This window comes from Castellaniella hirudinis (assembly GCF_047468865.1).
GTDB lineage: Bacteria > Pseudomonadota > Gammaproteobacteria > Burkholderiales > Burkholderiaceae_B > Castellaniella > Castellaniella hirudinis_A.
Window position 1 is genome coordinate 204,787 of the sequence record NZ_JBLGTV010000001.1, and the last position, 23,930, is coordinate 228,716.

General features: G+C 66.0%; 23 protein-coding genes. 7 read left to right on the forward strand and 16 right to left on the reverse strand.

Annotated elements, in window-relative coordinates:
- Window positions 1–11 precede the first annotated feature (11 nt).
- The 9 genes from rpsT to ACMHYJ_RS00955 all read right to left on the reverse strand — a co-directional run bounded on the left by rpsT (window position 12) and on the right by ACMHYJ_RS00955 (window position 6,548).
- Window positions 12–275 (reverse strand): 30S ribosomal protein S20, encoded by a 264-nt coding sequence (gene rpsT, locus ACMHYJ_RS00915; protein ID WP_414244314.1) that lies wholly within the window; start codon window positions 273–275, stop codon window positions 12–14.
- Between the two features lie 68 nt (window positions 276–343).
- On the reverse strand, window positions 344–1,900 hold the full coding sequence (gene murJ / locus ACMHYJ_RS00920; RefSeq protein WP_414244315.1) for a murein biosynthesis integral membrane protein MurJ: 1,557 nt from the start codon (window positions 1,898–1,900) through the stop codon (window positions 344–346).
- A 60-nt stretch (window positions 1,901–1,960) separates the two neighbouring features.
- On the reverse strand, window positions 1,961–2,719 hold the full coding sequence (locus tag ACMHYJ_RS00925) for an SDR family NAD(P)-dependent oxidoreductase (protein ID WP_414244316.1): 759 nt from the start codon (window positions 2,717–2,719) through the stop codon (window positions 1,961–1,963).
- 14 nt (window positions 2,720–2,733) lie between these two features.
- On the reverse strand, window positions 2,734–3,402 hold the full coding sequence (adk, locus tag ACMHYJ_RS00930) for an adenylate kinase (protein ID WP_414244317.1): 669 nt from the start codon (window positions 3,400–3,402) through the stop codon (window positions 2,734–2,736).
- 63 nt (window positions 3,403–3,465) lie between these two features.
- Entirely contained in the window at window positions 3,466–4,245 is a 780-nt protein-coding gene (gene kdsB, locus ACMHYJ_RS00935; protein ID WP_414244318.1) for a 3-deoxy-manno-octulosonate cytidylyltransferase, read from the reverse strand.
- Window positions 4,242–4,424, reverse strand: a complete 183-nt coding sequence (locus ACMHYJ_RS00940) for a Trm112 family protein (RefSeq protein ID WP_414244319.1) — start codon at window positions 4,422–4,424, stop codon at window positions 4,242–4,244. The genes kdsB and ACMHYJ_RS00940 overlap by 4 nt, the downstream gene beginning before the upstream one ends.
- A gap of 62 nt (window positions 4,425–4,486) precedes the next feature.
- Entirely contained in the window at window positions 4,487–5,533 is a 1,047-nt protein-coding gene (gene lpxK / locus ACMHYJ_RS00945; protein WP_414244320.1) for a tetraacyldisaccharide 4'-kinase, read from the reverse strand.
- On the reverse strand, window positions 5,530–5,943 hold the full coding sequence (locus ACMHYJ_RS00950) for an ExbD/TolR family protein (RefSeq protein ID WP_414244321.1): 414 nt from the start codon (window positions 5,941–5,943) through the stop codon (window positions 5,530–5,532). The genes lpxK and ACMHYJ_RS00950 overlap by 4 nt, the downstream gene beginning before the upstream one ends.
- Entirely contained in the window at window positions 5,940–6,548 is a 609-nt protein-coding gene (locus ACMHYJ_RS00955) for a MotA/TolQ/ExbB proton channel family protein (RefSeq protein ID WP_414244322.1), read from the reverse strand. The genes ACMHYJ_RS00950 and ACMHYJ_RS00955 overlap by 4 nt, the downstream gene beginning before the upstream one ends.
- A 437-nt stretch (window positions 6,549–6,985) precedes the next feature.
- Between ACMHYJ_RS00955 and sodB the strand changes: the two genes are divergently transcribed.
- The gene (sodB, locus tag ACMHYJ_RS00960) at window positions 6,986–7,564 is read left to right on the forward strand and encodes a superoxide dismutase [Fe] (protein WP_414244323.1); all 579 of its coding nucleotides are present in this window, start codon (window positions 6,986–6,988) and stop codon (window positions 7,562–7,564) included.
- 144 nt (window positions 7,565–7,708) lie between these two features.
- On the opposite strand, the gene ACMHYJ_RS00965 is transcribed toward sodB, so the two are convergent.
- Window positions 7,709–8,308: a DUF192 domain-containing protein gene (locus tag ACMHYJ_RS00965; protein WP_414244324.1), complete on the reverse strand. Its 600-nt coding sequence runs from the start codon at window positions 8,306–8,308 to the stop codon at window positions 7,709–7,711.
- A gap of 16 nt (window positions 8,309–8,324) precedes the next feature.
- Window positions 8,325–8,564 (reverse strand): cold-shock protein, encoded by a 240-nt coding sequence (locus tag ACMHYJ_RS00970; RefSeq protein ID WP_066454117.1) that lies wholly within the window; start codon window positions 8,562–8,564, stop codon window positions 8,325–8,327.
- A gap of 133 nt (window positions 8,565–8,697) precedes the next feature.
- Here ACMHYJ_RS00970 and clpS point away from each other — a divergent pair, with 133 nt between their 5' ends.
- The 6 genes from clpS to putA all read left to right on the forward strand — a co-directional run bounded on the left by clpS (window position 8,698) and on the right by putA (window position 18,981).
- The gene (gene clpS / locus ACMHYJ_RS00975) at window positions 8,698–9,021 is read left to right on the forward strand and encodes an ATP-dependent Clp protease adapter ClpS (RefSeq protein WP_414244325.1); all 324 of its coding nucleotides are present in this window, start codon (window positions 8,698–8,700) and stop codon (window positions 9,019–9,021) included.
- A 127-nt stretch (window positions 9,022–9,148) separates the two neighbouring features.
- Window positions 9,149–11,467, forward strand: coding sequence for an ATP-dependent Clp protease ATP-binding subunit ClpA (gene clpA, locus ACMHYJ_RS00980; protein WP_414244326.1), 2,319 nt, complete (start codon window positions 9,149–9,151; stop codon window positions 11,465–11,467).
- Complete coding sequence (locus tag ACMHYJ_RS00985; protein WP_414244327.1) at window positions 11,467–12,738, forward strand: paraquat-inducible protein A; 1,272 nt, start codon at window positions 11,467–11,469, stop codon at window positions 12,736–12,738. The genes clpA and ACMHYJ_RS00985 overlap by 1 nt, the downstream gene beginning before the upstream one ends.
- Window positions 12,735–14,405: an intermembrane transport protein PqiB gene (locus ACMHYJ_RS00990; RefSeq protein WP_414244328.1), complete on the forward strand. Its 1,671-nt coding sequence runs from the start codon at window positions 12,735–12,737 to the stop codon at window positions 14,403–14,405. Before ACMHYJ_RS00985 ends, ACMHYJ_RS00990 begins: the two co-directional genes overlap by 4 nt.
- A 38-nt stretch (window positions 14,406–14,443) precedes the next feature.
- Entirely contained in the window at window positions 14,444–15,085 is a 642-nt protein-coding gene (locus ACMHYJ_RS00995) for a membrane integrity-associated transporter subunit PqiC (protein ID WP_414244329.1), read from the forward strand.
- A gap of 113 nt (window positions 15,086–15,198) precedes the next feature.
- Window positions 15,199–18,981 carry a trifunctional transcriptional regulator/proline dehydrogenase/L-glutamate gamma-semialdehyde dehydrogenase gene (gene putA / locus ACMHYJ_RS01000; RefSeq protein WP_414244330.1) on the forward strand — a complete coding sequence of 1,261 codons (3,783 nt, stop codon included), beginning with the start codon at window positions 15,199–15,201 and terminating at the stop codon, window positions 18,979–18,981.
- A gap of 337 nt (window positions 18,982–19,318) precedes the next feature.
- Here putA and ACMHYJ_RS01005 read toward each other — a convergent pair whose 3' ends face one another.
- The 5 genes from ACMHYJ_RS01005 to ACMHYJ_RS01025 all read right to left on the reverse strand — a co-directional run bounded on the left by ACMHYJ_RS01005 (window position 19,319) and on the right by ACMHYJ_RS01025 (window position 23,777).
- Complete coding sequence (locus tag ACMHYJ_RS01005; RefSeq protein ID WP_414244331.1) at window positions 19,319–19,600, reverse strand: peptidylprolyl isomerase; 282 nt, start codon at window positions 19,598–19,600, stop codon at window positions 19,319–19,321.
- Window positions 19,601–20,338: 738 nt separating this feature from the next.
- Window positions 20,339–21,049 carry an ABC transporter ATP-binding protein gene (locus ACMHYJ_RS01010; protein ID WP_414244332.1) on the reverse strand — a complete coding sequence of 237 codons (711 nt, stop codon included), beginning with the start codon at window positions 21,047–21,049 and terminating at the stop codon, window positions 20,339–20,341.
- Window positions 21,046–21,894 carry an ABC transporter ATP-binding protein gene (locus tag ACMHYJ_RS01015; protein ID WP_414244333.1) on the reverse strand — a complete coding sequence of 283 codons (849 nt, stop codon included), beginning with the start codon at window positions 21,892–21,894 and terminating at the stop codon, window positions 21,046–21,048. The genes ACMHYJ_RS01010 and ACMHYJ_RS01015 overlap by 4 nt, the downstream gene beginning before the upstream one ends.
- Window positions 21,891–22,871, reverse strand: a complete 981-nt coding sequence (locus ACMHYJ_RS01020) for a branched-chain amino acid ABC transporter permease (protein ID WP_414244334.1) — start codon at window positions 22,869–22,871, stop codon at window positions 21,891–21,893. Before ACMHYJ_RS01020 ends, ACMHYJ_RS01015 begins: the two co-directional genes overlap by 4 nt.
- 3 nt (window positions 22,872–22,874) lie before the next feature.
- Complete coding sequence (locus ACMHYJ_RS01025) at window positions 22,875–23,777, reverse strand: branched-chain amino acid ABC transporter permease (protein WP_414244335.1); 903 nt, start codon at window positions 23,775–23,777, stop codon at window positions 22,875–22,877.
- Window positions 23,778–23,930: the final 153 nt, after the last annotated feature.

The following is a 23,930-nucleotide window of genomic DNA, read 5'->3' on the forward strand; positions in this document are numbered from 1 at the left end:
CGTTTCGGAGATCAGGCGAGGGCCTTGATCGCGGCGGACAGGCGGCTTTTATGACGCGCGGCTTTGTTCTTGTGAATGATTTGCTTGTCGGCGACGCGGTCGATCACGCTGCTGGCCTTGCGGAAGGTTTCGTTGGCAGCGGCCTGGTCGCCGGTTTCAATGGCCTGGCGCACGCGCTTAATGGCGGTGCGCAGCATGGAACGCATGCTGGCGTTGTGTTTGTTAAGGGCAACGGCCTGACGGGCGCGTTTACGGGCTTGTGCTGAATTGGCCATAGATTATGATCTGGTTTGCAAAATGGAAACGGTTGCTTGCCCTGTTTGGCAAAGACAGTAAGTTTATCCTACGCTTGGCGTCGTGTAAAGTCTTTGGGCCGAAAGCCGAATAAAAACAAGGTGCTGAAGTACGCTAGGACGCATGCGGCCAGCACCCCCAGCAGCCAGGCCGCCCGGCCAGCGGGGTGGGCCCCCAGCGCGATCCAGTCCAGGTCGCGGTTGGCCCAGTGCAGCACCGCGCCCAGCACGCCCAGCGCGGGCAGCAGCTTCAATACAAACAGCGGCCAGCCGGGCAGGGGGGTATACAGCCGGCGGCGGCGCAGCAGCACGACCAGCACCAGGGCGTTGGCGCTGGCCCCCAGGCCGATGGACAGGGCCAGGCCCGCATGGGCCAGCCAGGGCACCAGGGCCAGATTCATCAGCTGGGTAAAGACCAGGACGCCGATGGCGATGCGCACGGGGGTGCGGATGTCTTGCTTGGCATAGAAGCCCGGGGCCAGGATCTTGATGGCCAGCAGGCCCAGCAGGCCCACCGCGTAGGCGGTGACGGCCAGGCGGGTCTGGGCGACGTCCGCGCCGGAAAACGCCCCGTAGTTGAACAGGGTCGCCACCAGGCCGTCCGACAGCAGGGCCATGCCCAGGGCCGCGGGCAGGCCCAGCAGCAGCACCAGCCGCAACCCCCAGTCCAGCAAGGCGTTGTAGGCCGCGTGGTCGTTGCGGGCGTGCGCCGCCGACAGGCTGGGCAGCAGCACCGTGCCCAGCGCCACCCCCAGCAGCGCGGTGGGAAATTCCATCAAGCGGTCGGCGAACGACAGCCAGGTCACGCTGCCGGGTTCCAGCCAGGTGGCGATGTTGGTGTTGATCAGCAGGGACAGCTGGGCCACGGACACCCCCAGGATGGCGGGCAGCATCTGGCGCATGATGCGCTGCACGATCGGATCGCGCCAGGCGGCGCGCAGGCCTTGGCCATAGCGCGGCAGCAGACCCAGCCTGCCCAGGGCCAGCCATTGGACGCCAAACTGCAGCACGCCGCCCACCAGCACGCCCACGGCCAGCGCATGGATGGGCTGCGCCATGCGGTCGGCCAGCAGCAGGCTGGCGGCGATCATGGCGAGGTTCAGCAGCACGGGGGTGAAGGCGGGGATGGCAAAGCGGCTGAAGGTGTTCAGCACCCCGGAGGCGAAGGCCACCAGAGACATGCAGATGATGTAGGGAAACATCAGCCGCGTCATCCAGATGGCTTCGTGGAATTCCTCGGCGCGGGCGGCGGTGCGCATGCCGCTGGCCATGGCGGTGACCACCCAGCCCGCGCCCAGCATGCCGATCAGGGTGACGGCGCACAGGGTGGCGAACAGCAGCAGCGCGACGCGATCCAGCAGGCGGCGCAAGTGATCCTGGTTTTCGCGCTGGCGGACTTCGCCCAGGATGGGGACGAATGCCTGGGAAAACGCCCCTTCGGCAAACAGGCGGCGCAGCAGGTTCGGGATGCGAAACGCCACCCAGAACGCGTCGGTCAGAGGCCCGGCGCCGTACACGCTGGCGATCATGACATCGCGCAGCATGCCGGTCACCCGGGAAAACAAGGTCAGGCCACTGATCGTGGCCGCCGAACGCAGCAGACTCATTGGCTTGATTCAGCCACTCCCCGCAACCAGCGAGGCGGCTGGTGCGGCGTGGGGGCATTTTTACTTTGGCGCCATGCGGATGGCGCCATCCAGACGGATGGTTTCGCCGTTGAGCATGTCGTTGTCCAGAATGCCGAGAACCAGCTTGGCGTAGTCCTCGGGGCGGCCCAGGCGCGAAGGGAACGGCACGCTGGCGGCCAGGGAATCCTGGACTTCCTGGGGCATGCCGAACAGCATGGGCGTGCCGAAGATGCCCGGGGCGATGGTCATGCAGCGCACGCCCAGCTTGGCCATGTCGCGGGCGATGGCCAGCGTCATGCCGACAATGCCGGCTTTGGAGGCGGCATAGGCGGATTGGCCGATCTGGCCGTCGTAGGCCGCGACCGAGGCGGTGTTGATGATGACCCCGCGTTCGCCGGTGTCCTGCGGGGCGTTGTCGGCCATGGCCAGGGCGGCCAGGCGGGCCATGTTGAAGGAGCCCACCAGATTGATGTCGATCACCCGGCGGAACAGGGCCAGGTCGTGCGGGCCGGATTTGCCCACGATGCGGGCGGCGGGCGCGATGCCCGCGCAGTTGATCAGCGCGCGCAGCGTGCCTGCCGCCGTGGCCGCGCCGACCGCCGCCTGGGCGTCGGTTTCCGAGGTGACGTCGCAGTGGATGTAGGTTTGGCCGAGTTCGGCGGCCAGGGCCTGGCCGGCTTCGTCTTGCACGTCGGCCAGAACCAGCCGGGCGCCGGCGGCGGCCAGCGCCCGGGCCGTGCCGGCCCCCAGGCCGGATGCCCCGCCGGTGACCAGGATGACTTGATCTCGAATGTCCATGGTCTGCCCCGGGATCAAGCCGCTGAATGGGCGCGCAGGATGCCCAGGATGCGATTGCGGATTTCGTCCACCGAGCCCACGCCGGAAATCTTGGCGTACTGCGGCGCTTGCGCATCGCCCTGGCCGGCCCATTGGGCGTAGTAGTCCACCAGCGGCCGAGTCTGGTCGCGGTAGACCGACAGGCGGTGGCGCACGGTTTCTTCGCGGTCGTCGTCGCGCTGGATCAGGGGCTCGCCGGTGTCGTCGTCCAGGCCGGCCTGCTTGGGGGGATTGAAGGTGACGTGGTAGGTGCGCCCGCTGGCGACGTGCACCCGGCGGCCGCTCATGCGTTCGATGATGTGTTCTTCGGGAACGCTGATTTCGATGACGTAATCGAGGGCGATCCGGGCGTCCTTCAGGGCGTCGGCCTGGGGGATGGTGCGGGGAAAGCCGTCGAACAGATAGCCGTTGCGGCAGTCGGCCTGTTGCAGGCGGTCGCGCACCAGGCCGATGATGAGGTCGTCGGACACCAGGCCGCCTTCGTCCATGATCTTCTTGGCGGCCAGGCCCAGGGGGGTTTGCGCCTTGACGGCGGCGCGCAGCATGTCGCCCGTGGAAATCTGCGGGATGCCGAATGCCTCGGTGATGTAAGCTGCCTGGGTGCCTTTGCCCGCCCCCGGGGGGCCTAGCAGAATCAAACGCATGATTATCCTCCTGAGTTTTTCAAATTTTTTCGATTATGCCGCAATGCAGCACACCCTGCATGGTCAGTGGGCGTCGATTGCCGGGTTTTGATCCAGCAGAGCCCGTACCCGGGCCAGATCCTGGGCCGTGTCCACCCCCGCGGCCGGGTGGGTGGGGGTAGGGTGCACGTAAATGGAAAAGCCTTGTTCCAGCGCGCGCAGTTGCTCCAGGGATTCGGTGCGTTCGAGTTGGCCGGGGGGCAGCTGCGGAAAGGATTTGAGAAACCCGGCGCGGTAGGCATACAGGCCGATGTGGTGCCGGGCGGGCAGGCCGGGCGCCAGACGCCGCCCGCCGTCGGCCAACGCGTCGCGCGCCCAGGGGATCGGCGCCCGGGAAAAATACAGGGCGCGCTGCCGGTGGTCGCACACGACCTTGACCGCGTTGGGGTCGAACAGGGTGTCGGCCTGGGTGATGGGGGCCGCGCAGGTGGTGATGGCCGCGTCGGGGTGCCGCTGCAGCAGCGCGGCCACCGCGTCGATCAGCCGGGGGTCGATCAGGGGTTCGTCGCCCTGGACGTTGACCACGACGGCCTCGTCGGGCAGGGACAGCGTCTGGACGACTTCGGCCAGGCGGTCGGTGCCGGTGGGGTGGTCGGCGCGGGTCATCAGGGCTTCGATGTGGTGCTGGGCCGCCGCCTGCAGGATGTCGGCGTGGTCGGTGGCGATCAGGACGCGGCGGGCGCCGGATTGGGCCGCCCGCCGGGCGGTGCGCACCACCATGGGCAGGCCGGCCAGATCCAGCAGCGGCTTGCCCGGCAGGCGCGTCGAGGCCGCCCGCGCCGGGATGACGACGATAAAGCTCATGCGGGCGCGGGGGCCGGCTCCAGTGGCCGGGCTTCGGCGGGCAGCATGATCGGCACGCCGTCGCGGATCGGGAAGGCCAGCCGGTCGATGGCGCAGAGAAGCGCCTGGGCTTCGCGGTCGTGGCGCAAGGGCCCCTTGCAGACAGGGCACACGAGAATCTGCAGTAAGCGGTTTTCCATGGGACGGAGACTGAGCAGATGACAAAACAAACAGTGTAATGCCAGAAGTTGAAAATGTGCGGCTAAATTTGTCGGGCCAGGGCGGCCAGCCAGTCGGGGTCGGAAAACCAGGGGGTGGGATAGACCGTCCAGATGCGCGGGTCGTCGATGCGCGCCTGCTTGACGGCGTCTTTGGCGGTGATCAGGATCGGCCCCGGCGGCAGGGCCTGCAGCTGGGCCAGGGAGGCCGCCCGGTGGTCGGGGGTGGCCAGGGTCCGATCCAGCCTCAGGCCCGCCTGGCGCAGCATGTCGAAAAACCGCTGGGGCTGGCCGATGCCGGCCGCCGCATGGCAGGTTTCGCGGCCGTACCGGGCCTGCCAGTCGGGCCAGTCGAGGCGGGCCTGGGTGGCGCATTGCACCAAGTACCCGGGTTGCAGGCGCATGGCGACGGCCCGGGCGCGGCCGGCGGGCGCGTCCCCGATGGGCGGGGTCTGGCCGGGGCTCAGGTGGGTGATCAGCCAGTCGGCCCGGGCCAGCCGGGCGGGCGGTTCGCGCAAGGGCCCCGCGGGCAGCAGGCGGCCGTTGCCGATCCCGCGGCTGTCCTGCACGATGATTTCCACGTCGCGCGCCAGGGCCCGGTGCTGCAGGCCGTCGTCGGCAATCAGGACGTCGGTGTCCGGGTGGGTGGCCAGCAGCGCGCGCGCCGCCCGGGCCCGCTGGGGGTGAACCGCCACCGGCACCCCAGTGGCGGCGTGCAGCAGGGCGGGCTCGTCGCCCAGCCAGCGGCTGTCGCGCCGCTGGTCGCTCAGGTGGGGTTCGGCCCCGACGTGGCTGCCGTAGCCCCGGCTGATCAGCCCCGGGCGGCGGCCGATGGACTGCAGATATTGGCAGACGGCTTGCGCCACGGGCGTCTTGCCCGTGCCGCCCACCAGAATGTTGCCGATGACGATGACGGGCACGGCGGCGCGCCATGCGTTGCGCGCCTGGCGCGCCATGCGCCGCTGCGACAGGATTCCGTACAGGCAGGCCAGGGGCAGCAAGGCGGTGCTGCCCGGCCCCCGGCCGCGCCACAAGGCCTGCAGGGCGTCTTCCAGCCGGCGCCGGCCCGGCGCCTTGGCGGGGGCGGTCATGGCCCGCCGTCGGTCAGGAAATAGACCCGGCCGATGCCCGCCAGGCGCGCGGCTTCCAGGGCCTGGACGACGGCGGCGTGGGTGGCCTGGCCGTCCGCGTTGATGCGCAGGATGGCTTGCGCTCGCGGGCCGACCGCGGCCTGCAGGGCGGCCGTCAGGGCCGCCGGGTCGTTGGCCGGCAGGAAATGGCCGTCCAGCGCGTATTGGCCGTCGCGGTTGATGGTCAGTTCCTGGGCCTCGCGGGTGTCCGCCGCCTGCGCCTGGGCCTGGGGCAGGGCCACGGCCAGCTGGCGCGCCCGGTTGAACGAGGTGGACGCCGCCAGGAAAATCAGGATCACCAGCAGGACGTCGATCAGCGGGATGAGATTGATTTCGGGCTCGTCGCGGCTGCGGCGGTGGTGAAAGTTCATGCGGCGGGGCGTCGGTTGATCAGCCGGTTCAGCGTGCCGGCTTCGCGTTCCATGGTGTGCAGAAAGTATTCTACGCGTGAGCGGAAATAGCGGTGGAAGGCCAGCGCGGGGATGGCGATCAGGATGCCGAAGCCGGTGTTGTACAGGGCGATGGCGATGCCGTGCGCCAGCTGGGCGGGGTCGCCGCCGGCGGGGTCGTAGGCGCCGAAGATTTCGATCATGCCCACCACGGTGCCGAACAGGCCCAGCAGGGGGGCGATGACGGAAATGGTGGACAGGCCGCCCAGGTAGCGGTTCAGCCGCCAGGAGACATCCCGGCCCACGGCCTCGATGGCGTCCTGGCGCCGGGTTTCGTCTTCTTGGCGTTGGGCGGCGACCTCGGCCAGGATGCGGCCCATGGCGCTGCCGCGTGCCAGGCGCAGGATGGCGTCGGGGTCGTCTTGCTGGCGGCGCATGAGTTCCAGCACCTGCTCGGGCAGGCCGCTGGGCATGACCAGGCTGCCGCGCAGCGCCAGGGCGCGTTCGATGATCAAGGCCAGCGTGATGACCGAAGTGGCGATCAACAGCCAGATGGGCCAGCCGGCCGCGTCGATGATATCCAGCACGATCGGTTCCTTTTGGGTGAAGCGCCGCCGGGGGGCGGCCGTGGCCGTATTCTACCCGCGCCCGCCGGGATCGGGGGCTTTCGCGGGGGAAAGCGGCGTGTGGCAAGGCTTTGCGGGCAGTATCCACAGATTCTGTGGATAATTCTGTGCATAAACTTGCGAACCCGCATGATTCAAGCCTGTTTGCAGTAGATTGGCTATTTATTGCGCAAGCTCAGAATTTCGTCAGCTTTTATACAAATCAATGACTTGCGATAATTTCTTTAGGTTTTTTCTGATGAGTTCCCCGTTCAGGCGCAAAAATAGGCCGGTTTGACAAATCCGAAATCTCTGTGGATAGGTTTTGGCTGCCCGGGCGGCCAAAAGCGGGGGCCGGCTGGACGGCGGTGAAAAATGCGTTAGACTTGAAGTTTCAAAAGTATTTTGAAGGAAATGTCATGGCTTTTACCCTGCCGCCGCTCCCCTATGCCCTGGATGCCCTGCAGCCGCATATCTCCAAGGAAACGCTCGAATTCCACTACGGCAAACACCACCAGGCCTACGTCACCAACCTGAACAAGGCCATCGAGGGCACCGAGCTGGCATCGCTCAGTCTCGAAGACGTGATCCGCAAGGCGTCGGGCGGGGTGTTCAACAACGCCGCCCAGGTCTGGAATCACACCTTCTACTGGAACAGCCTGTCGCCCAACGGCGGGGGCGAACCCAGCGGCGCCCTGCGCCAGGCCATCGAAGCCAAGTGGGGCAGCGTGGATGCTTTCAAGACGGCGTTCTCCGCATCGGCCGCGGGCAACTTCGGCTCTGGCTGGACCTGGCTGGTCAAGAAATCGGACGGCACCCTGGACATCGTCAACACCAGCAATGCCGGCACCCCGGTCACCTCCGACGACCAGGCCCTGCTGACCTGTGATGTCTGGGAACACGCCTACTACATCGACTACCGCAATGCGCGTCCCAAGTATCTGGAAAGCTTCTGGAGCCTGGTCAACTGGGATTTTGCCGCCAGCAACCTGGGCTGATCGGCCCGGCCGGCAAGCGCACTAAAAAACCACCCCGAAGGGTGGTTTTTTCGTCACCGGCCACAAGGGGGGGCGGCCCTGGCCCCGTGGGGATTGGGTCGTTGACGCTTGGCCCTTCTCGTCGTCACCGGACGCCCGGGCGATTCAGGGCAGACCGCTGACGCGGTCGCCCGCCCGGATGCCCGCGCGCCGGAACCAGCCCTGGTTCATTTCCAGGGCGGCGCCGACGGCTTCGGGCGAGCAGTGCGTGTCCAGGCTTTGGGGCTGCATGTCCTGGATGGACACGATCCGGCCTTGCGGGTCGATGAAGGCGATGGACAAGGGAATCCGGGTGTTCTTCATCCAGAAACAGCGGATGTCGGGCTGGTCGAACAGGAACAGCATGCCGGCGTCGGCGGGCAGGTGGTCGCGGTGCATCAGCCCCCGGCTGAGGGTGGCCGGCGTGTCGGCCAGTTCGGCCTGGATCGTGTGCGCGCCGATGGTCAGGCGGGCCTGGGGCGGCTGGGCCCCGGCCTGGACGGCCCACAGGCCCGCCCCCAGAGCCAGCGCCAGCGCCAGCAGGGCCAGCGCCCGAAGCGTCCAGCCTCGAAGCGCCCGGCCCCGTCGCCGGGCCCGCCGCGCGTGTCCCGCCGGATGGTCGTCGGGCGGTGTTCGGGCCGGTTCGGGCCTTGGGCGCGGCCCCGTGGCTGGGCCAACAAGAAAAGCAGAGCCTTTGACAGGCCCTGCATCGCGGTAGAATGACAAGAAATACCCAGCGTGATTAAGCAGCAGTAATATTCAGGGCTTGTTTGCCTTTCGGACCCTGCGCAATATCGAAAGCGACTTTCTGGCCTTCTTTCAAGGTTTTGAAGCCGTTCATCTGGATGGACGAGAAATGTGCAAAAAGGTCTTCGCCCCCGTTGTCCGGGGTGATGAAGCCAAAGCCCTTGGCGTCATTGAACCATTTTACGGTGCCGGTGAGTTTTTGCGATTCTCCGGTGTTTTCGATGGATTCCGACATGCAAACTGCCTCTATGTGTGGGTTTAAGCGGCCCGCGCCAGCGCCGGAAACGGCAACAAACCGCGGGACACGTCGATCATGCTGAATTCCACCGCCTTCAGTCAACTATGGAAACCACTAAGTTCGGGGCCGCATGCCAAGCATAATTCAACATCAGCCTGAATTGGTCCAGGAAAACCTGCCCGCGCGCCTGTCGCCGCCGCCCATGTACCAGGTCGTTCTGCTGAACGACGACTACACGCCCATGGATTTCGTGGTGCAGGTGCTGCGGCGGGTCTTTCACAAAACCGATGCCGAGGCCGAGCGCATCATGCTGCAGGTGCACCACAAGGGCCGGGGCGTTTGCGGCATTTATACCCGGGATGTCGCCGCCACCCGGGTGGACACCGTCTTGCGGCTGGCCCATGCCGGGCAGCACCCCCTGCAGTGCCTGATGGAACCCGTGCCCTTGTTTTAATGCTTTTTTCTCATCCCGCGCCCCGCACTGGGGATTGCCCCGATGGTGTGGAACCAACAGGGGCCGCATTTAGTCATAGAATAGACCTAACGGATTGTCTGGTCCGCTCCGCAACAATGGAGGAAGCGTGATTTCCGAAGAACTTGAAGTCAGCCTGCATATGGCTTTTGTCGAGGCCCGCGCGGCTCGGCACGAATTCATCACCGTCGAGCACTTGCTGCTGTCGCTGCTGGATAACGCGTCTGCGGCGCAGGTGCTGCGCGCCTGCGGTGCGGATGTCGAACTCCTGCGCCAGGATCTCCGCAAGTTCGTGGTCGAGAACACGCCCGTCTTCCCGGGGGATGGCGAGGTCGATACCCAACCCACCCTGGGTTTCCAGCGGGTCATCCAGCGGGCCATCATGCACGTGTCCTCCAATGGGTCGGCCAAGACGGCGGTCACCGGGGCCAACGTGCTGGTCGCCATGTATGGCGAGAAAGACTCCCACGCCGTGTATTTCCTGGTGCAGCAGGGCGTGTCGCGCCTGGACGTCGTCAATTACCTGTCGCACGGCATCACCAAGACCCCCCAGGATACCCCGCCGGCCCAGCCGCCGCGGGTCGATCCGCCCGTCGCCGACCCCAAGGCCGATCAACAGAAGTCCCCGCTGGAAACCTACGCCACCGATCTCAACGCCGAGGCCCTCAAGGGCCGCATCGACCCCCTGATCGGCCGCGAGGACGAAGTCGAGCGCGTGATCCAGGTGCTGTGCCGCCGCCGCAAGAACAACCCGCTGCTGGTGGGCGAGGCGGGCGTGGGCAAGACCGCCATCGCCGAAGGCCTGGCCTGGCGCATCACCCAGGGCGACGTGCCGGAAATCCTCAACCAGACCCAGGTGTATTCCCTGGACATGGGCGCCTTGCTGGCCGGCACCAAATACCGGGGCGACTTCGAACAGCGCCTGAAACTGGTGCTCAAGGCCCTCAAGGACAACCAGCACGCCGTGCTGTTCATCGACGAAATCCACACCCTGATCGGCGCGGGTTCGGCGTCCGGGGGGACGCTGGACGCCTCCAACCTGCTGAAGCCGGCCCTGTCCTCGGGCTATCTGAAGTGCATCGGCGCCACCACCTATACCGAATACCGGGGCATCTTCGAGAAAGACCACGCGCTGGCGCGGCGCTTCCAGAAAATCGACGTGCCCGAGCCCTCGGTCGAGCAGACCGTGCGCATTCTGCGCGGGCTGAAAGCCCGTTTCGAGGCCCACCACCAGGTTCGCTATTCGGGGGCGGCCATTACGGCGGCCGCCGAACTCGCCGCGCGCCACATCAGCGACCGCTTTCTGCCCGACAAGGCCATCGACGTCATCGACGAAGCCGGCGCCGCCCAGCGCCTGCTGCCCAAGTCGCGCCAGAAAAAACTGATCGGCCCCGCCGAAATCCAGGCGACCGTGGCGAAAATCGCCCGCATCCCGCCGCAAAATGTCTCCACCAACGACCGCAACAAGCTCGCCACCCTCGAACGCGATCTCAAGGCCGTGGTGTTCGGCCAGGATCCGGCCATTTCCGCCCTGGCGGCGGCCATCAAAATGGCGCGTTCCGGCCTGGGGCGGCCGGACAAACCAATCGGCTGCTTCCTGTTTTCCGGCCCCACCGGGGTGGGCAAGACCGAGGTCGCGCGCCAGCTGGCGTTTGTCCTGGGGATCGAACTGCTGCGCTTCGACATGTCCGAATACATGGAACGCCACACGGTGTCGCGCCTGATCGGCGCGCCGCCGGGCTATGTCGGCTTCGACCAGGGCGGGCTGCTGACCGAAGCCGTCACCAAGCAGCCGCATTGCGTGCTGCTGCTGGACGAAATCGAAAAAGCCCATCCCGATGTCTACAACATCCTGCTGCAGGTCATGGATCACGGCACCCTCACCGACAACAATGGCCGCAAGACCGATTTCCGCAATGTCATCCTGGCCATGACCACCAACGCCGGGGCCGATGTCCTCAACCGCAATGCCATCGGCTTTGCGGCGCCCCAGCGCACCGGCGACGAAATGGCCGAAATCAAGCGCCACTTCACGCCCGAATTCCGCAATCGCCTGGACGCCATCATCGGCTTTTCCGCCCTGCCGCGCGAAGTCATCCTGCGGGTGGTGGACAAATTCCTCATGCAGCTCGAAGACCAGCTCCACGAGCGCCATGTGGACGTCGTGTTCACGGATGCCCTGCGCGGCCACCTGGCGCATGCCGGCTTCGACCCGGCCATGGGGGCGCGTCCCATGCAGCGCCTGATCCAGGACACCATCCGCCGCGCCTTGGCCGACGAACTTCTGTTCGGCCGCCTGGTGCACGGCGGCCGGGTGCTGGTCGATCTCGATGCCCGGGATCAGGTGGTGCTCAGTTTCCCGGACGACCCGGAAGGGGCGGGCACTGTCCCGACCCCCTCGCATCCCGAGCCTGAACTGGTCGACTGATGACGCATCGGGCCCCCGTCAAGCCCCCGGTCAAGCCCCTGTTAGCCTGCCCTCACTGCGATACGCTGCACCAGCGCCTGCCGCTGGATGCGCGGGGCCAGGCTGCCTGCCGCTGCTGCGGCACGGTGCTGTACCGGCGCGGGGCCTTGGACATCCGGCAATGGGTGGCGCTGGCGCTGGCCTGCCTGGTGGCTTTCGCGGTGGCCCAGGGGTTTCCCGTGTTGTCCCTGACGCTGCTGGGCCATGATTTGTCCCTGACCTTCTGGCAGGCCCTGCATTTGTGCTGGGATCGCGGCTATTACCTGATTTCGGTCATGACGGGCCTGGCGGGGTTCTGGATACCGCTGCTGCAGATCACCCTGACGCTATGGCTGATGCAGGCCATCGCCGCCCGGCGGCTGCCACCCGATTTTGCCGGGACGCTGCGCTGGCTGCGGCATTTGGCGCCGTGGTCCATGGCCCCCGTGCTGGTGCTGGGGATACTGGTCGCGTTGGTGAAGGTCGCCGACATGGGACATTTGCGCATCGGCCCCGGCCTGGCGGGGTTTTTCGCCTTGAGCTTCCTGCTGTCCGGTTTGTCGCGCTGGGACGCCCATGCCCTGTGGCGGGCCGCCGAAGACGCCGGCATGGCCAAGGTTTCCGGGCAGGACGGCCACGGGGTGGCGTGTGAAACCTGCGCCTATGTGCAGGCCCCCGCCCCGGATGGCCGCTGCCGCCGCTGCGGGGCCGGCCTGACGGAGTCCCGCCATGGCAGCCCTGTCGAAGTCTGGGCGCTGGTGCTGGCGGCCGCCATTTTTTATATTCCGGCCAATGCCTTGCCGATCATGACGATCACCACGCCCTTGGGCAGCAGCGGCCACACGATCCTGGGCGGGGTCATCGAACTCTGGCGCCTGGGTTCCTGGGACTTGGCCTTGATCGTGTTTGTGGCCAGCGTGATGGTGCCGGTGACCAAGCTGCTGGCCTTGTCCTTTTTGCTGTTGAACACCAGGCCCCGGGGCAACCATGTGCAGCGCCAGCGCACGCGCCTGTATGCCGTGGTCGAATTCGTCGGCCAGTGGTCCATGCTGGACGTGTTCGTGGTGGTGCTGATGGCCGCCATGGCCGATTTCCCCGGCCTGTCCCGCATCGACGTCGGGCCGGCCGCCATTTATTTCGGCGCGGTGGTGGTGCTCACGATGTGCGCCGCAATGCGTTATGATCCCCGGCGAGGCTGGGACCGCCTGCGGGCCGCCGGCCATCCGATCCAACCCGACCAAGGAGTCTCATGACCGACCAGCATCCGCCTGCCGCGCTGGACGATGCCTCCGCGCCCGGCGCGCCGGAAATCCGTCCCGGCCGTTCGCTGCGCTGGTCGTGGGTGTGGCTGGTGCCGTTGTTGGCCCTGGTGGTGGCGCTGTCGCTGCTGGCTTCGGTATGGGTGCGCAATGGCCCGGTCATCACCATCACTTTCCCATCCGCCGCGGGCATCGAGGTCGGCCAGACCAAACTGCGCTATCGCAATGTGGTGGTGGGCGAGGTCAAGAATGTCCGGGTCAGCGAAGACCGCGAACATGTGCTGGTGGATGTGCAGCTGGCCCGCGAAGGGGCGAAATTCATCACCCAGAAAGACGCCAAGTTCTGGGTGGTCAGCCCGCGCGTCAGCATGGCGGGGATTTCCGGGCTGGATACCCTGTTGTCGGGGGTGTACATCAGCGTGGATGCGCCGGTGTCGCCCCCCGAAGGCGCATCCGTCACGCAGTTCGTCGGGCTGCTGAATCCGCCCGAGGTCCTGAGCGGCGAAGCCGGTAAGCGCTACCAGCTGCATGCGACCTCTCTGGGGTCGCTGACGGTGGGCTCTCCGGTGTATTACCGCCGCATCGAGGTCGGGCGCGTCGTCAACTACGAAATGGCCCAGGATGGCCGGGCGGTCGATATGCAGATATTCGTCCAATCGCCCTACGACCGTTTCGTCACGCCCGACACCCGTTTCTGGAATGACAGCGGGGTCGACATGTCCCTGTCCGCCGAAGGGGTGCAGATTCGCACCAGCGGCTTGTCCGCGATCCTCAATGGCGGCATTACGTTTGCGCAGGCCGATGAATCCAGCGCCTTCGAAGGCACCATCGACGACAAGCCCGCGCCGGCCGGCGCCCGCTATACCTTGTTCGACAGCCGTGATCGGGCGCTGGCCGATCCCGATGGCGACCCCGTGTCCGTCGAATTCCGTTTCTTCGATTCGGTGCGCGGTCTGCGCGTGGGGGCCGAAATCGACTACCACGGCATGTGGATCGGCCGGGTGGTCGATATCGACCTGGAACTCGACCGCAAAAACCAGCGTTTCTTTTCACGGGTGCGCGCCCAGATTTTCCCCAAGCGCTTTGGCCAGGCCTACCTCGATCTGGTCGAAACCGTGCACGGCGCGACGGGCTACGCCCTGCTCAATCCCCTGATCAAGCATGGGCTGCGCGCCCAGCTGCGCTCGGCCAGCCTGCTGACCGGCCAGCAGTATGTGGCGCTGGATGTCTTCCCCAAAGAAAAAACCGATGCCGTCATCCCTGGCAACCCGAAGGACACGGATGCCTATATCATCCCCACCGTGCCTGGCGACTTCGCCCAGATGCAGCGGCAAATCAGCAATATCGTGTCCAAGATCAACGCCTTGCCGATCAACGAAATCGGTCTCGAAGTGCGGGATGGCCTGGACAACCTGAATCAGCTGCTGAAGCGCCTGGATACGCAGCTGGCGCCGCAGGCCGGCCAGGTTCTGGAGTCGGCCCGGCGTTCGCTGGATCAGGTCGGGGCGCTCATCGGGGCGGATGCGCCGTTGGTGGGTAATGTGCAAGATACCCTGCGCGCCTTTGAAAATGCGGCGCGTGGTCTACAAATGCTGGCGGATTCCTTGCAGGCCCAGCCGGATCAGCTCTTGCGCGGGCCCGGCCCGGATCGCCTGCATTGAGCGGCATGCGGCAGCGGGTCTGCCGCTTAGGAGAACACATGCGACGTTGGGAATGGATGCTGGGCGGATTGTTGTTGGGGACCCTGGGGGGGTGCGCCAGCCTGCCCGTGCAGTATTTCAGCCTGGCGCCGTCCGATCCGGCCATGGCGGCGGCTTCGGCCCGGCCGGCGGGGCCGAAACCGGCGGCGGATTACGCCCTGCGCCTGGCGGTCGTCAGCGTGCCTGCCGAGGCCAACCGCCTGCAGCTGCTGGTGCGCGACCCGGCCGTCGATCCCGCGGTCGAGGTCTTGAACCAATCGCTGTGGAGCGCCCCGCTGAAGGATCAGATCCAATCGGTGCTGGGGGCGCGGGTCGGCGCGGAGCTCGGGGTGCCCGACCTGCAGGGCATGGCGGTGGGCGCCGAGATGCCGGTGCGCGAAATCAATGTGCGCGTCACGAAATTTGAATTGATCTGGGGGCAGGGCACCGCGCTGGATGCCGTGTGGGTGGATCGGGCCGCGCAGCAGTCGCGCCTGTGCTGGGCGCAGGTCAGGACGTCCGGCGGCGGGCAGGCGGTGGCGGCCCTGGTCGAACAGCAGCGCCAGGCCGTGCAGCGGCTGGCGGTGGCGATGGCCGGCAAGGGGGCGGCCCCAGGGGGTGAACCGGGATCCGGCATGACCCTGGAAAGTGGTTGCACCTGAACGTATTCGGGGTTATCCATAATGGATGAATTCGGGTTAACCTACTAAGCTGCGTGCAACAGATCGGCGCCTTCATCGTGGGGGTTTGCCGTGCTTAATCCGAGAGCCCCATCATGGCCACAGTTACCCTGGGAGTCAAGGTCGACGAGACTTTGCGCGAACGTCTTCGGCTGCATGCCGAAAAATTGGGGTGTACCCCGCATTGGTTGCACAAGCAGGCGCTATTGGCCTACATCGAAGCCATCGAACGCGGCCTGCAGCCCGCCGACATTGATTTCCGGCCGGATGCGGCCCAGCCCGACGATGCCGCCGAGCCCGAGCCGCAAACGCCGTTTTACGCCTTTGCCCAGGATATCCAGCCGCAGTCGGTGCTGCGTTCGGCGATTACCGCCGCTTACCGGCGGCCCGAACCCGAGTGCGTGGCCATGCTGCTGGATCAGGCCGAGTCCGCCCGGCCCGATCAGGTCGACGCATTGGCCCGCCGTCTGGTTCAGACCCTGCGCGACAAGCGCAAAGGGGGCGGGGTCGAAGGCCTGATCCAGGAATTCTCGCTCTCCAGCCAGGAAGGCGTGGCCTTGATGTGCCTGGCCGAAGCCCTGCTGCGCATCCCGGACCAGGCCACCCGCGACGCCCTGATCCGCGACAAGGTCAGCCGGGGCGACTGGCGCGCCCATGTGGGCGAGTCGCGTTCGCTGTTCGTCAACGCGGCCACCTGGGGCTTGCTGGTCACGGGCCGCCTGGTCAGCGTCAACAGCGAACAGAACCTCTCGCAGGCGCTGACTCGCCTGATCGCCAAAGGGGGCGAACCCTTGATCCGGCGCGGCGTCAATATGGCGATGCGCCTGATGGGCGAACAGTTCGTCACGGGCCAGACGATTTCGTCCGCGTTGGCCAATAGCCGCAAATTCGAGGAAGTCGGCTTCCGTTATTCCTACGATATGCTGGGCGAGGCCGCCACCACGGCCGAGGATGCGGCCGAATACTATCGCTCCTACGAGCAGGCCATCCACGCCATCGGCAAGGCGTCCCAGGGGCGCGGCATCTACGAAGGCCCGGGCATTTCCATCAAGCTCTCGGCCCTGCATCCGCGCTATTCGCGGGCCCAGCGCGACCGCGTCATGGCCGAACTCCTGCCGCGCATGGTCGAACTGGCCGTCCTGGCGCGGCACTACGATATCGGTCTCAATATCGACGCCGAGGAAGCCGACCGCCTGGAACTGTCCCTTGATCTGCTGGAAGCCCTGTGTTTCGACGAACGCCTGCGCGGCTGGAACGGCATTGGTTTCGTCATCCAGGCCTACCAGAAACGTGCCCCGCTGGTGATCGACTTCGTGATCGACCTGGCGCGGCGCAGCAAGCACCGGATGATGGTGCGCCTGGTCAAGGGCGCGTATTGGGATTCTGAAATCAAGCGCGCCCAGGTCGATGGCCTGGAAGGCTATCCGGTGTACACGCGCAAGGTTCACACGGACGTATCCTATCTGGCGTGCGCCCGCAAGCTGCTGTCGGCCCCCGAAGCCGTCTACCCGCAGTTCGCCACGCACAATGCCCAGACCCTGGCCGCCATCTATTACCTAGCGGGCGAGAACTACTATCCCGGCCAGTACGAATTCCAGTGCCTGCACGGCATGGGCGAACCGCTTTACGAAGAAGTCGTCGGCCCGGCAAGCAAAGGCCACCTGAACCGGCCTTGCCGCGTGTATGCCCCCGTGGGCACGCATGAGACCCTGCTGGCCTACCTGGTGCGCCGCTTGCTGGAAAATGGCGCCAACACGTCGTTCGTCAACCAGATCGGCGACAAGGCCATCCCCATCGACCGCCTGATCGAAGACCCGGTGCACAAGGCGCGCGCCATCCAGCCGCTGGGCGCGCCGCATGACCGCATCCCCTTGCCGCGCGACCTCTATCGCCAGCACGAGGATCGGGCCAATTCCGCCGGGCTGGATCTCAGCAACGAACACCGCCTGGGTTCATTGGCCGCCGCGCTGCTGGGCAGCACCGACCATCCCTGGCGGGCGTCCCCGCCGGGCGACTGGGTGGCCGAGCGCGCCCAGGATGTGCTGAATCCGGCGGATCGGCGCGACGTGGTGGGCCAGGTGGTCGAAGCCAACGACGCCGACGTGCGGGCCGCGCTGCAGCGGGCCGAATACGCCGCCCCCATCTGGCAGGCCACGCCGGTGGCCGACCGGGCGCAATGCCTGCGCCATGCGGCCCAGCTGATGGAAGACGAAATGCAGCTGTCCATCGGCCTCATCATCCGCGAAGCCGGGAAATCCTACCCCAATGCCGTGGCCGAAGTCCGCGAGGCCGTGGATTTCCTGCGCTACTACGCGGTGCGCATCGAAACCGAATTCTCCAACGACAGCCATCGCCCGCTGGGGCCGGTGCTGTGCATCAGTCCCTGGAATTTCCCCCTGGCCATCTTCACGGGGCAGGTCAGCGCCGCCCTGGCGGCGGGCAATGTGGTGCTGGCCAAGCCGGCCGAGCAGACCAGCCTGGTCGCGGCTTACGGGGTGTCGGTGCTGCATCGGGCCGGGGTGCCGGTGGATGCGGTGCAACTGTTGCCGGGCCGGGGCGAAACCGTGGGGACGGCCCTGGTGGCCAGCCCCGTCGTGCATGGCGTCATGTTCACGGGCTCCACCGAAGTCGCCAAGCTGATTGCGCAGACCCTGGCCGAGCGCCTGGATGGTGCCGGGCATCCGGTGCCGCTGATCGCCGAGACCGGCGGCCAGAACGCCTTGATCGTGGATTCCTCCGCCCTGACCGAGCAAGTGGTCTATGACGTGCTCAGTTCGGCGTTCGATTCCGCCGGCCAGCGGTGTTCGGCGCTGCGCGTCCTGTGTGTCCAGGACGACTGCGCCGACCGCACCTTGGCCATGCTGCGCGGGGCCATGAAAGAACTGCGCGTCGCCCGTCCCGAGCTGCTGTCCACGGATATCGGCCCGGTGATCGACGCCGAGGCCCAAGCCACCATCGAAAAGCACGTCCAGGCGATGCAGGCCGCCGGCCACGTGGTGGATCGCCAGGCGCTGGACGACGAACAGGTGCGCCACGGCACGTTCGTGGCCCCCACCCTGATCGAAATCGCCGATATCGCCGAACTAGAACGCGAGGTCTTCGGCCCGGTGCTGCACGTTGTGCGCTATCCGCGCAACCAGCTGGACGCCGTCATCGACGCGATCAATGGCCGGGGCTATGGCCTGACCTTCGGCGTGCATACGCGCCTGGATGAAACCGTGCACCACGTCACGGACCGCATCCAGGTGGGCAATATCTACGTCAACCGCAACATCGTCGGAGCCACCGTGGGGGTGCAGCCCTTCGGCGGCGAGGGCCTGTCCGGCACCGGGCCCAAGGCCGGCGGGCCGCTGTACCTGCACCGCCTGCTGGCCCTGTCCTCGGCGGATCTGCCGGTGGAAGGCCTGCCCGGCCAGGACGCCCAGCCGCTGGACTTGCCGGGGCCCACCGGCGAGACCAACCGCTATCGCCTGAAGCCGCGCGGCACCGTGCTGTGCCGCGCCGTCAGCGCCGCCGGGGTGCAGGCCCAGGTCAAGGCCTGCCAGCGCACTGGCAATGCCATGTTGTGGGTGGACACGCCGGAAATCCGTTCGCTGCACCAGGAAGTCGGCCTGCAGTCGGCCCGCTGGGTCGGCACGGGGGCCTTGGCCCAGGCGGATTACCAGGTCGCCCTGTTTGAAGGCGACGGCGACGATCTGCTGGCTCTGACCCAGCTGGTGGCCGCCCGCCCCGGCCCCATCGTCCCCGTGCTGGCGCGCCGTACGCACGAACTGGCCACCGGCCACGCCTACCCGCTGGAGATGCTGGTGCGCGAAGTCTCCCTGTGCGTCAACACCGCCGCCGCCGGCGGCAACGCCACTTTGATGATGGTGGGATGATTCCAGACACAAAAGGGTCCCTGCGGACCCTTTTGTGCAGGAATCATCGGAGTGCCCTGCAGGGCACGACGTGGGGGGCGCGACAATTCTAAGCAACAAGGGTCCCTGCGGACCCTTTTGTGCAGGAATCATCGGAGTGCCCTGCAGGGCACGACGTGGGGGGGCGCGACAATTCTAAGCAATAAGGGTCCCTGCGGACCCTTTTGTGCAGGAATCATCGGAGTGCCCTGCAGGGCACGACGTGGGGAGGGGCGCGACAATCCGAAGCAAAAAAGGATCCCTGCGGATCCTTTTTTGCTCAGAAATCATCGAAGCGGCCTGCAGGCCGCGAGGTGCGTCAATCCTGGCGTTCTGTCACTTCGACCAGATGATATCCAAACTGGGTGCGCACAGGCCCTTGCACCACGCCCACGGGGGCACTGAAGACCACCTGGTCGAATTCAGGCACCATCTGCCCGCGCCCGAACGTCCCCAGGTTACCCCCGTCGCGGCTGGACGGGCAGCTGGAATGTTCGCGGGCCACGGCGGCAAAATCCGCCCCGTTCTCGATGTCGGTCTTCAGTTGCAGGCATTGTTCTTCGGTATCCACCAGAATGTGGCGGGCGGCGGCTTGAGTCATCAGCGGGCTCCGGTTTTCTTCAGTTGTAAACAAGAAAGCATAACGCATTTATGCGGCTTCATCGCCGCGCGCGTGCTTGCGTGGAACCTCATCGCTGTGCGGGGTGTCGGGCGGGACAGGTCGCCATTCGGCGGCTGCGCCGAGTGTGTTGGGGTGGGCTCCGACAATCCCGCCCGACACCCCGCACAGCGATAGCCGAGAGCTGACGCATCGCTGCGCATGTTGACGCGTTGTCGTGCATCCGCTGTGCCGCAGCACGCATGTGCCAATTTGGAAACGGCACTCAAACGCAACAATAATTTACATATTGGCCTGGAAACAAAATCCAGGCACAATAATTTCCAGGCCTTGCGGCCCAGAACCAGTGCCCGCAGCGCGGCAATTTTCGTCCGTCGGTGTGCGGGTGATGGGGCCGGGCTGTTGGAGCAAACCCCAACCAATTCGGCGAAGCCGCCAACTTGCGACCTGCCCGGCCCCATCACCCGCACACCGACGAGGCCGGACAAAAAAACCCAGACTTTCGGCCACCCGGGCGCGACCGGACAAAAAAACCCAGACTTTCGGCCACCCGGGCGCGACCGGACAAAAAAACCCCAGACCCTCGACTACCCGGGCGCGGCCTGACAAAAACCCCAGACCCCAGGCCACCCAAGCGCGGCCCGCCAGAAACACTCAGCCCATCAACCACCCGGCCGAGACTTCGGCGGAACCCCCCGGCAGCCCATGTCACGCCGGCGCTCAATGCCCCAGGTACGCCGCCTGGATTTCAGGCGAAGCCAGCAATTCGCGGGCCGGGCCCTCGTGGGACAGCTTGCCGACTTCCAGCACATAGCCGCGGTCGGCCAGCTTCAGGGCCATGCGGGCGTTTTGTTCCACGATCAGAATGGTGACCCCCGTATCGCGCACATCGCGCAACACCTGGAAGATATTGCGCACGATGATGGGGGCCAGCCCCAGGCTGGGTTCGTCCAGCAGCAGCAGGCGCGGCTTGGTGACCAGGGCGCGGCCGATGGCCAGCATCTGCTGTTCGCCGCCCGACAAAGTGCCGGCCAGCTGCGCGCGGCGTTCGTACAGGCGCGGGAAAATCTTGTAGACGTGCTCGCAGCTGTCGGCGATTTCCGCCGGCGGGCGGGTAAAGCCGCCCATGCGCAGATTTTCCGCCACCGACAGCGTGCCGAACACGCGCCGGCCTTCGGGCGACTGGCCGATGCCCAGGCGCACGATGCGGTCGGCCCCCATGCGGGTGGTGTCGTGGCCGTCGAAGGTGATTTTTCCAGAGTGCGGGGCCAGCAGCCCGCTGAGGGTGCGCATCAGGGTGGTCTTGCCCGCCCCATTGGCCCCCAGGATGGCGACCACTTCGCGCTCGGCGACTTGCAGGGAAATGCCCTTCAGGGCCTGGATGTGGCCGTAGTTGACGCGCAGGTCTTCGATTTGCAGCAAGGAACTCATGACTGGGCCTGTTCTTCGTGGATGGCATGCATCAGGGGGTCGTCTTCGTCGTCGTCATCCTGGCCCAGGTAGGCCTCGATCACCAGCGGATTGGTGCGGATGGCTTCGGGCTTGCCTTCGGCGATTTTCTTGCCGAAGTTGATGACCACGATATTGTCGGTGACGTTCATCACCACGCTCATGTCGTGTTCGACCAGGATCACGGTGATGCCGGCGTCGCGGATCATGCGAATGTTGTCGTTCAGCCCGGCGGATTCCTGTTCGTTCAGGCCGGCGGCGGGCTCGTCCAGGATGATGAGTTCGGGCTGGGCCACCAGAGTGCGCGCCATTTCGACCCGGCGCTGGGCCCCGTAGGGCAGCGAGGTGGCGATTTCGTGGGCGACGTCGGCCAGATCCAGCTGCCGCAGCACCGCCATGGCGCGTTCTACCAAGAGGGCTTCTTCCTGCCGCTGGGCGGGGGTGCGCAGCAGGCCCTGCCACCAGGCCTGGCGCATCAGCAGGTGCTGGCCGGCGATGACGTTTTCCAGCACCGTCATGTCGGTGAACAGGCGGATGGTCTGGAAGGTACGGCGGATGCCGGCCTTGGCCACCAGGTGGGGCGGCAGGCCGGTGATGTCCTGGCCCTGCCAGCGGATATGGCCGTCGGTGGGCTTGTAGACCCCGGTGATCATATTGAAGACGGTGGTCTTGCCGGCTCCGTTGGGGCCGATCAGGCCGACGATCTCGCCGCGGCGGATCTGGAAGCTGAGGTCGTCCACGGCCCGCAGGCCGCCGAAACTGATGCCGATGCGGTCGAGTTCCAGGAGCACGTCGGACGAAGGGGAGGTGGTCGGAGACAGAGTCATAGGGTTCCCTTGCGCGCGGGCCAGATGCCTTGGGGGCGAAGAATCATGACGAGAATCATGGCGATGCCGAAGACCAGGTAGCGGTACGAGGCGAATTCGGTGAAGATTTGCGGCACGACGAACATCATGGCCGTGCCCAGCAGCACGCCGGGCACCGAACCCTGGCCGCCCACCAGCACGATGGCGAACAGGACGACGGAGTCCGTGAACTGGAAAGAGCCGGGGCTGACGGCCGAGAGCTGCATGGCGAACAAGGTGCCGGCCAGCCCGGCGATGCCGGCCGACAGCGCGAAGGCGGCGACCTTGGTGTTGCGGGCGTTCACCCCGAGGGTGGTCGCGGCCAGCTCATCGTATTTGATGTAGCGGAACGTGCGGCCCAGGGCGGAGCGGTCCAGATTGCGCATCAGCCACAGCACGGCGGCCATGACCACCCAGTTCAGGTAGAAAAGCTCGCTCTGGGTGCCGAACATATGGCCGAACAGGGTGGGCCCGCTGATGCCGAACAAGCCGTCGGCCCCGCCGGTCAGGCCGAACAGGTTGTTTTTCATCGCCAGCACGAAAATGGCGTTGAAGCCGATGGTGACCACCAGCAGGTAGTCGCCGCGCAGCTTGACGATGGGGGCGGACAGCACCGCCCCCAGCGCGGCGGACAGCACGATGGCCACGGGGATGGTCCAGAGAATGGGCCAATTGAAGGTCAGGGACAGGATGGCGCTGACATAGGCCCCGATGCCGAAATACACGGCGTGGCCCATGTCGTACATGCCGGCCCGGCCCAGGACGATGTCCTGGGACAGGGCCACGATGGCGTAGATGGCGAAGATGCCGCCAATCGTGATCCAGGCCGGCGACATGACCGAGGGGATGGCCAGGCCCGCGACCCAGAGCAATGGCCCCAGGATGCGCAGCAGCCGGGTGCCGGCGGCCGGTGCGGGTTGGGCGGAGGCGGCTTGTGGAATGTTTTGTGTGGGAGTCATGGCTTAGACCTTTTCTGCGACACGTTCGCCCAGCAGGCCGGATGGCCGCACCAGCAGGATGGCGATCAGCAGGGTAAAGGTGATGGCATCCTGCCAGGAACTGGAGATATAGCCGGCGGCGAAGGCGTTGAACAGCCCCAGCACCAGGCCGCCCAGCATGGCGCCGGGAATGTTGCCGATCCCGCCGATGATGGCGGCGATGAAGGCGTTGAGGCCGTAGGACCAGCCCATGGTGAAGAACACCTGGCGGTAGTACAGGCCGATGAACAGGCCGCCGATGGCGCCCAGCACCGGGCCGATGATGAAGACGGTGGCGATCACGCGGTTGACGTTGATGCCCATCAGGCGGGCGGCGTCCTGGTCGATGGCGGAGGCGCGGATGGCCGTGCCCAGGCGGGTGTGGTGCACGAAATAATACAGGGCCGCCATCAGCAGGAAGGCGCAGATGATGATCAGCAGCTGCACGAAGCTGAGGTAGGCGCCGCCGACTTCCCAGGTGATATTGGGCAGCAGGTTGTTGGGAAACACCTGCACATTGGGCGACCAGATCAGCATGATGCCGTTTTCGATCAGCATGGAGGCGCCCAGGGCGGAAACCACGGCCGACAGGCGGTGGGCCTTGCGCAGGGGTTTGTAGGCGAATTGGTCCAGCAGCGTGCCGGCAACGGCGACGGCGATCATGGCGATCAGGAAGGCCAGGATGATCAGGACCGGAATGGACAGGCCGCCGAAGGCGCCTGAAGTCAGGGTGGTCAGGCCGATAAAGGCCCCCAGGATGCAGAGGTCACCATGGGCGAAGTTGATCATTTTCAACACGCCGTACACCATGGTGTAGCCCAGCGCGATCAGGGCGTAGATGCCGCCGACCGTGATCCCATTGATGAATTGCTGGAGGATAAAGTCCATCGATCGGTTTCCGTGGTGGTTCTTGGGCGCCGTGACCAACAGGGGTGGCCTGGCTGAGAGCGGCGATGGGTCCGTGGCCCGCCGTCAAGCGGGCCACGGCGGTAATGCCGGAGTGTTCAGTTTCACCTTGGGTGCGGAAAAACGGTTCGTCCC

Excerpts from the sequence above, each read along its gene's own strand:
- rpsT (WP_414244314.1), bottom strand. The coding sequence starts at position 275 with ATGGCCAATTCAGCACAAGCCCGTAAACGCGCCCGTCAGGCCGTTGCC.
- murJ (WP_414244315.1), bottom strand. The coding sequence starts at position 1,900 with ATGAGTCTGCTGCGTTCGGCGGCCACGATCAGTGGCCTGACCTTGTTT.
- ACMHYJ_RS00925 (WP_414244316.1), bottom strand. The coding sequence starts at position 2,719 with ATGGACATTCGAGATCAAGTCATCCTGGTCACCGGCGGGGCATCCGGC.
- adk (WP_414244317.1), bottom strand. The coding sequence starts at position 3,402 with ATGCGTTTGATTCTGCTAGGCCCCCCGGGGGCGGGCAAAGGCACCCAG.
- kdsB (WP_414244318.1), bottom strand. The coding sequence starts at position 4,245 with ATGAGCTTTATCGTCGTCATCCCGGCGCGGGCGGCCTCGACGCGCCTG.
- ACMHYJ_RS00940 (WP_414244319.1), bottom strand. The coding sequence starts at position 4,424 with ATGGAAAACCGCTTACTGCAGATTCTCGTGTGCCCTGTCTGCAAGGGG.
- lpxK (WP_414244320.1), bottom strand. The coding sequence starts at position 5,533 with ATGACCGCCCCCGCCAAGGCGCCGGGCCGGCGCCGGCTGGAAGACGCC.
- ACMHYJ_RS00950 (WP_414244321.1), bottom strand. The coding sequence starts at position 5,943 with ATGAACTTTCACCACCGCCGCAGCCGCGACGAGCCCGAAATCAATCTC.
- sodB (WP_414244323.1), top strand. The coding sequence starts at position 6,986 with ATGGCTTTTACCCTGCCGCCGCTCCCCTATGCCCTGGATGCCCTGCAG.
- ACMHYJ_RS00970 (WP_066454117.1), bottom strand. The coding sequence starts at position 8,564 with ATGTCGGAATCCATCGAAAACACCGGAGAATCGCAAAAACTCACCGGC.
- clpS (WP_414244325.1), top strand. The coding sequence starts at position 8,698 with ATGCCAAGCATAATTCAACATCAGCCTGAATTGGTCCAGGAAAACCTG.
- ACMHYJ_RS00985 (WP_414244327.1), top strand. The coding sequence starts at position 11,467 with ATGACGCATCGGGCCCCCGTCAAGCCCCCGGTCAAGCCCCTGTTAGCC.
- ACMHYJ_RS00990 (WP_414244328.1), top strand. The coding sequence starts at position 12,735 with ATGACCGACCAGCATCCGCCTGCCGCGCTGGACGATGCCTCCGCGCCC.
- ACMHYJ_RS00995 (WP_414244329.1), top strand. The coding sequence starts at position 14,444 with ATGCGACGTTGGGAATGGATGCTGGGCGGATTGTTGTTGGGGACCCTG.
- putA (WP_414244330.1), top strand. The coding sequence starts at position 15,199 with ATGGCCACAGTTACCCTGGGAGTCAAGGTCGACGAGACTTTGCGCGAA.
- ACMHYJ_RS01005 (WP_414244331.1), bottom strand. The coding sequence starts at position 19,600 with ATGACTCAAGCCGCCGCCCGCCACATTCTGGTGGATACCGAAGAACAA.
- ACMHYJ_RS01010 (WP_414244332.1), bottom strand. The coding sequence starts at position 21,049 with ATGAGTTCCTTGCTGCAAATCGAAGACCTGCGCGTCAACTACGGCCAC.
- ACMHYJ_RS01015 (WP_414244333.1), bottom strand. The coding sequence starts at position 21,894 with ATGACTCTGTCTCCGACCACCTCCCCTTCGTCCGACGTGCTCCTGGAA.
- ACMHYJ_RS01020 (WP_414244334.1), bottom strand. The coding sequence starts at position 22,871 with ATGACTCCCACACAAAACATTCCACAAGCCGCCTCCGCCCAACCCGCA.
- ACMHYJ_RS01025 (WP_414244335.1), bottom strand. The coding sequence starts at position 23,777 with ATGGACTTTATCCTCCAGCAATTCATCAATGGGATCACGGTCGGCGGC.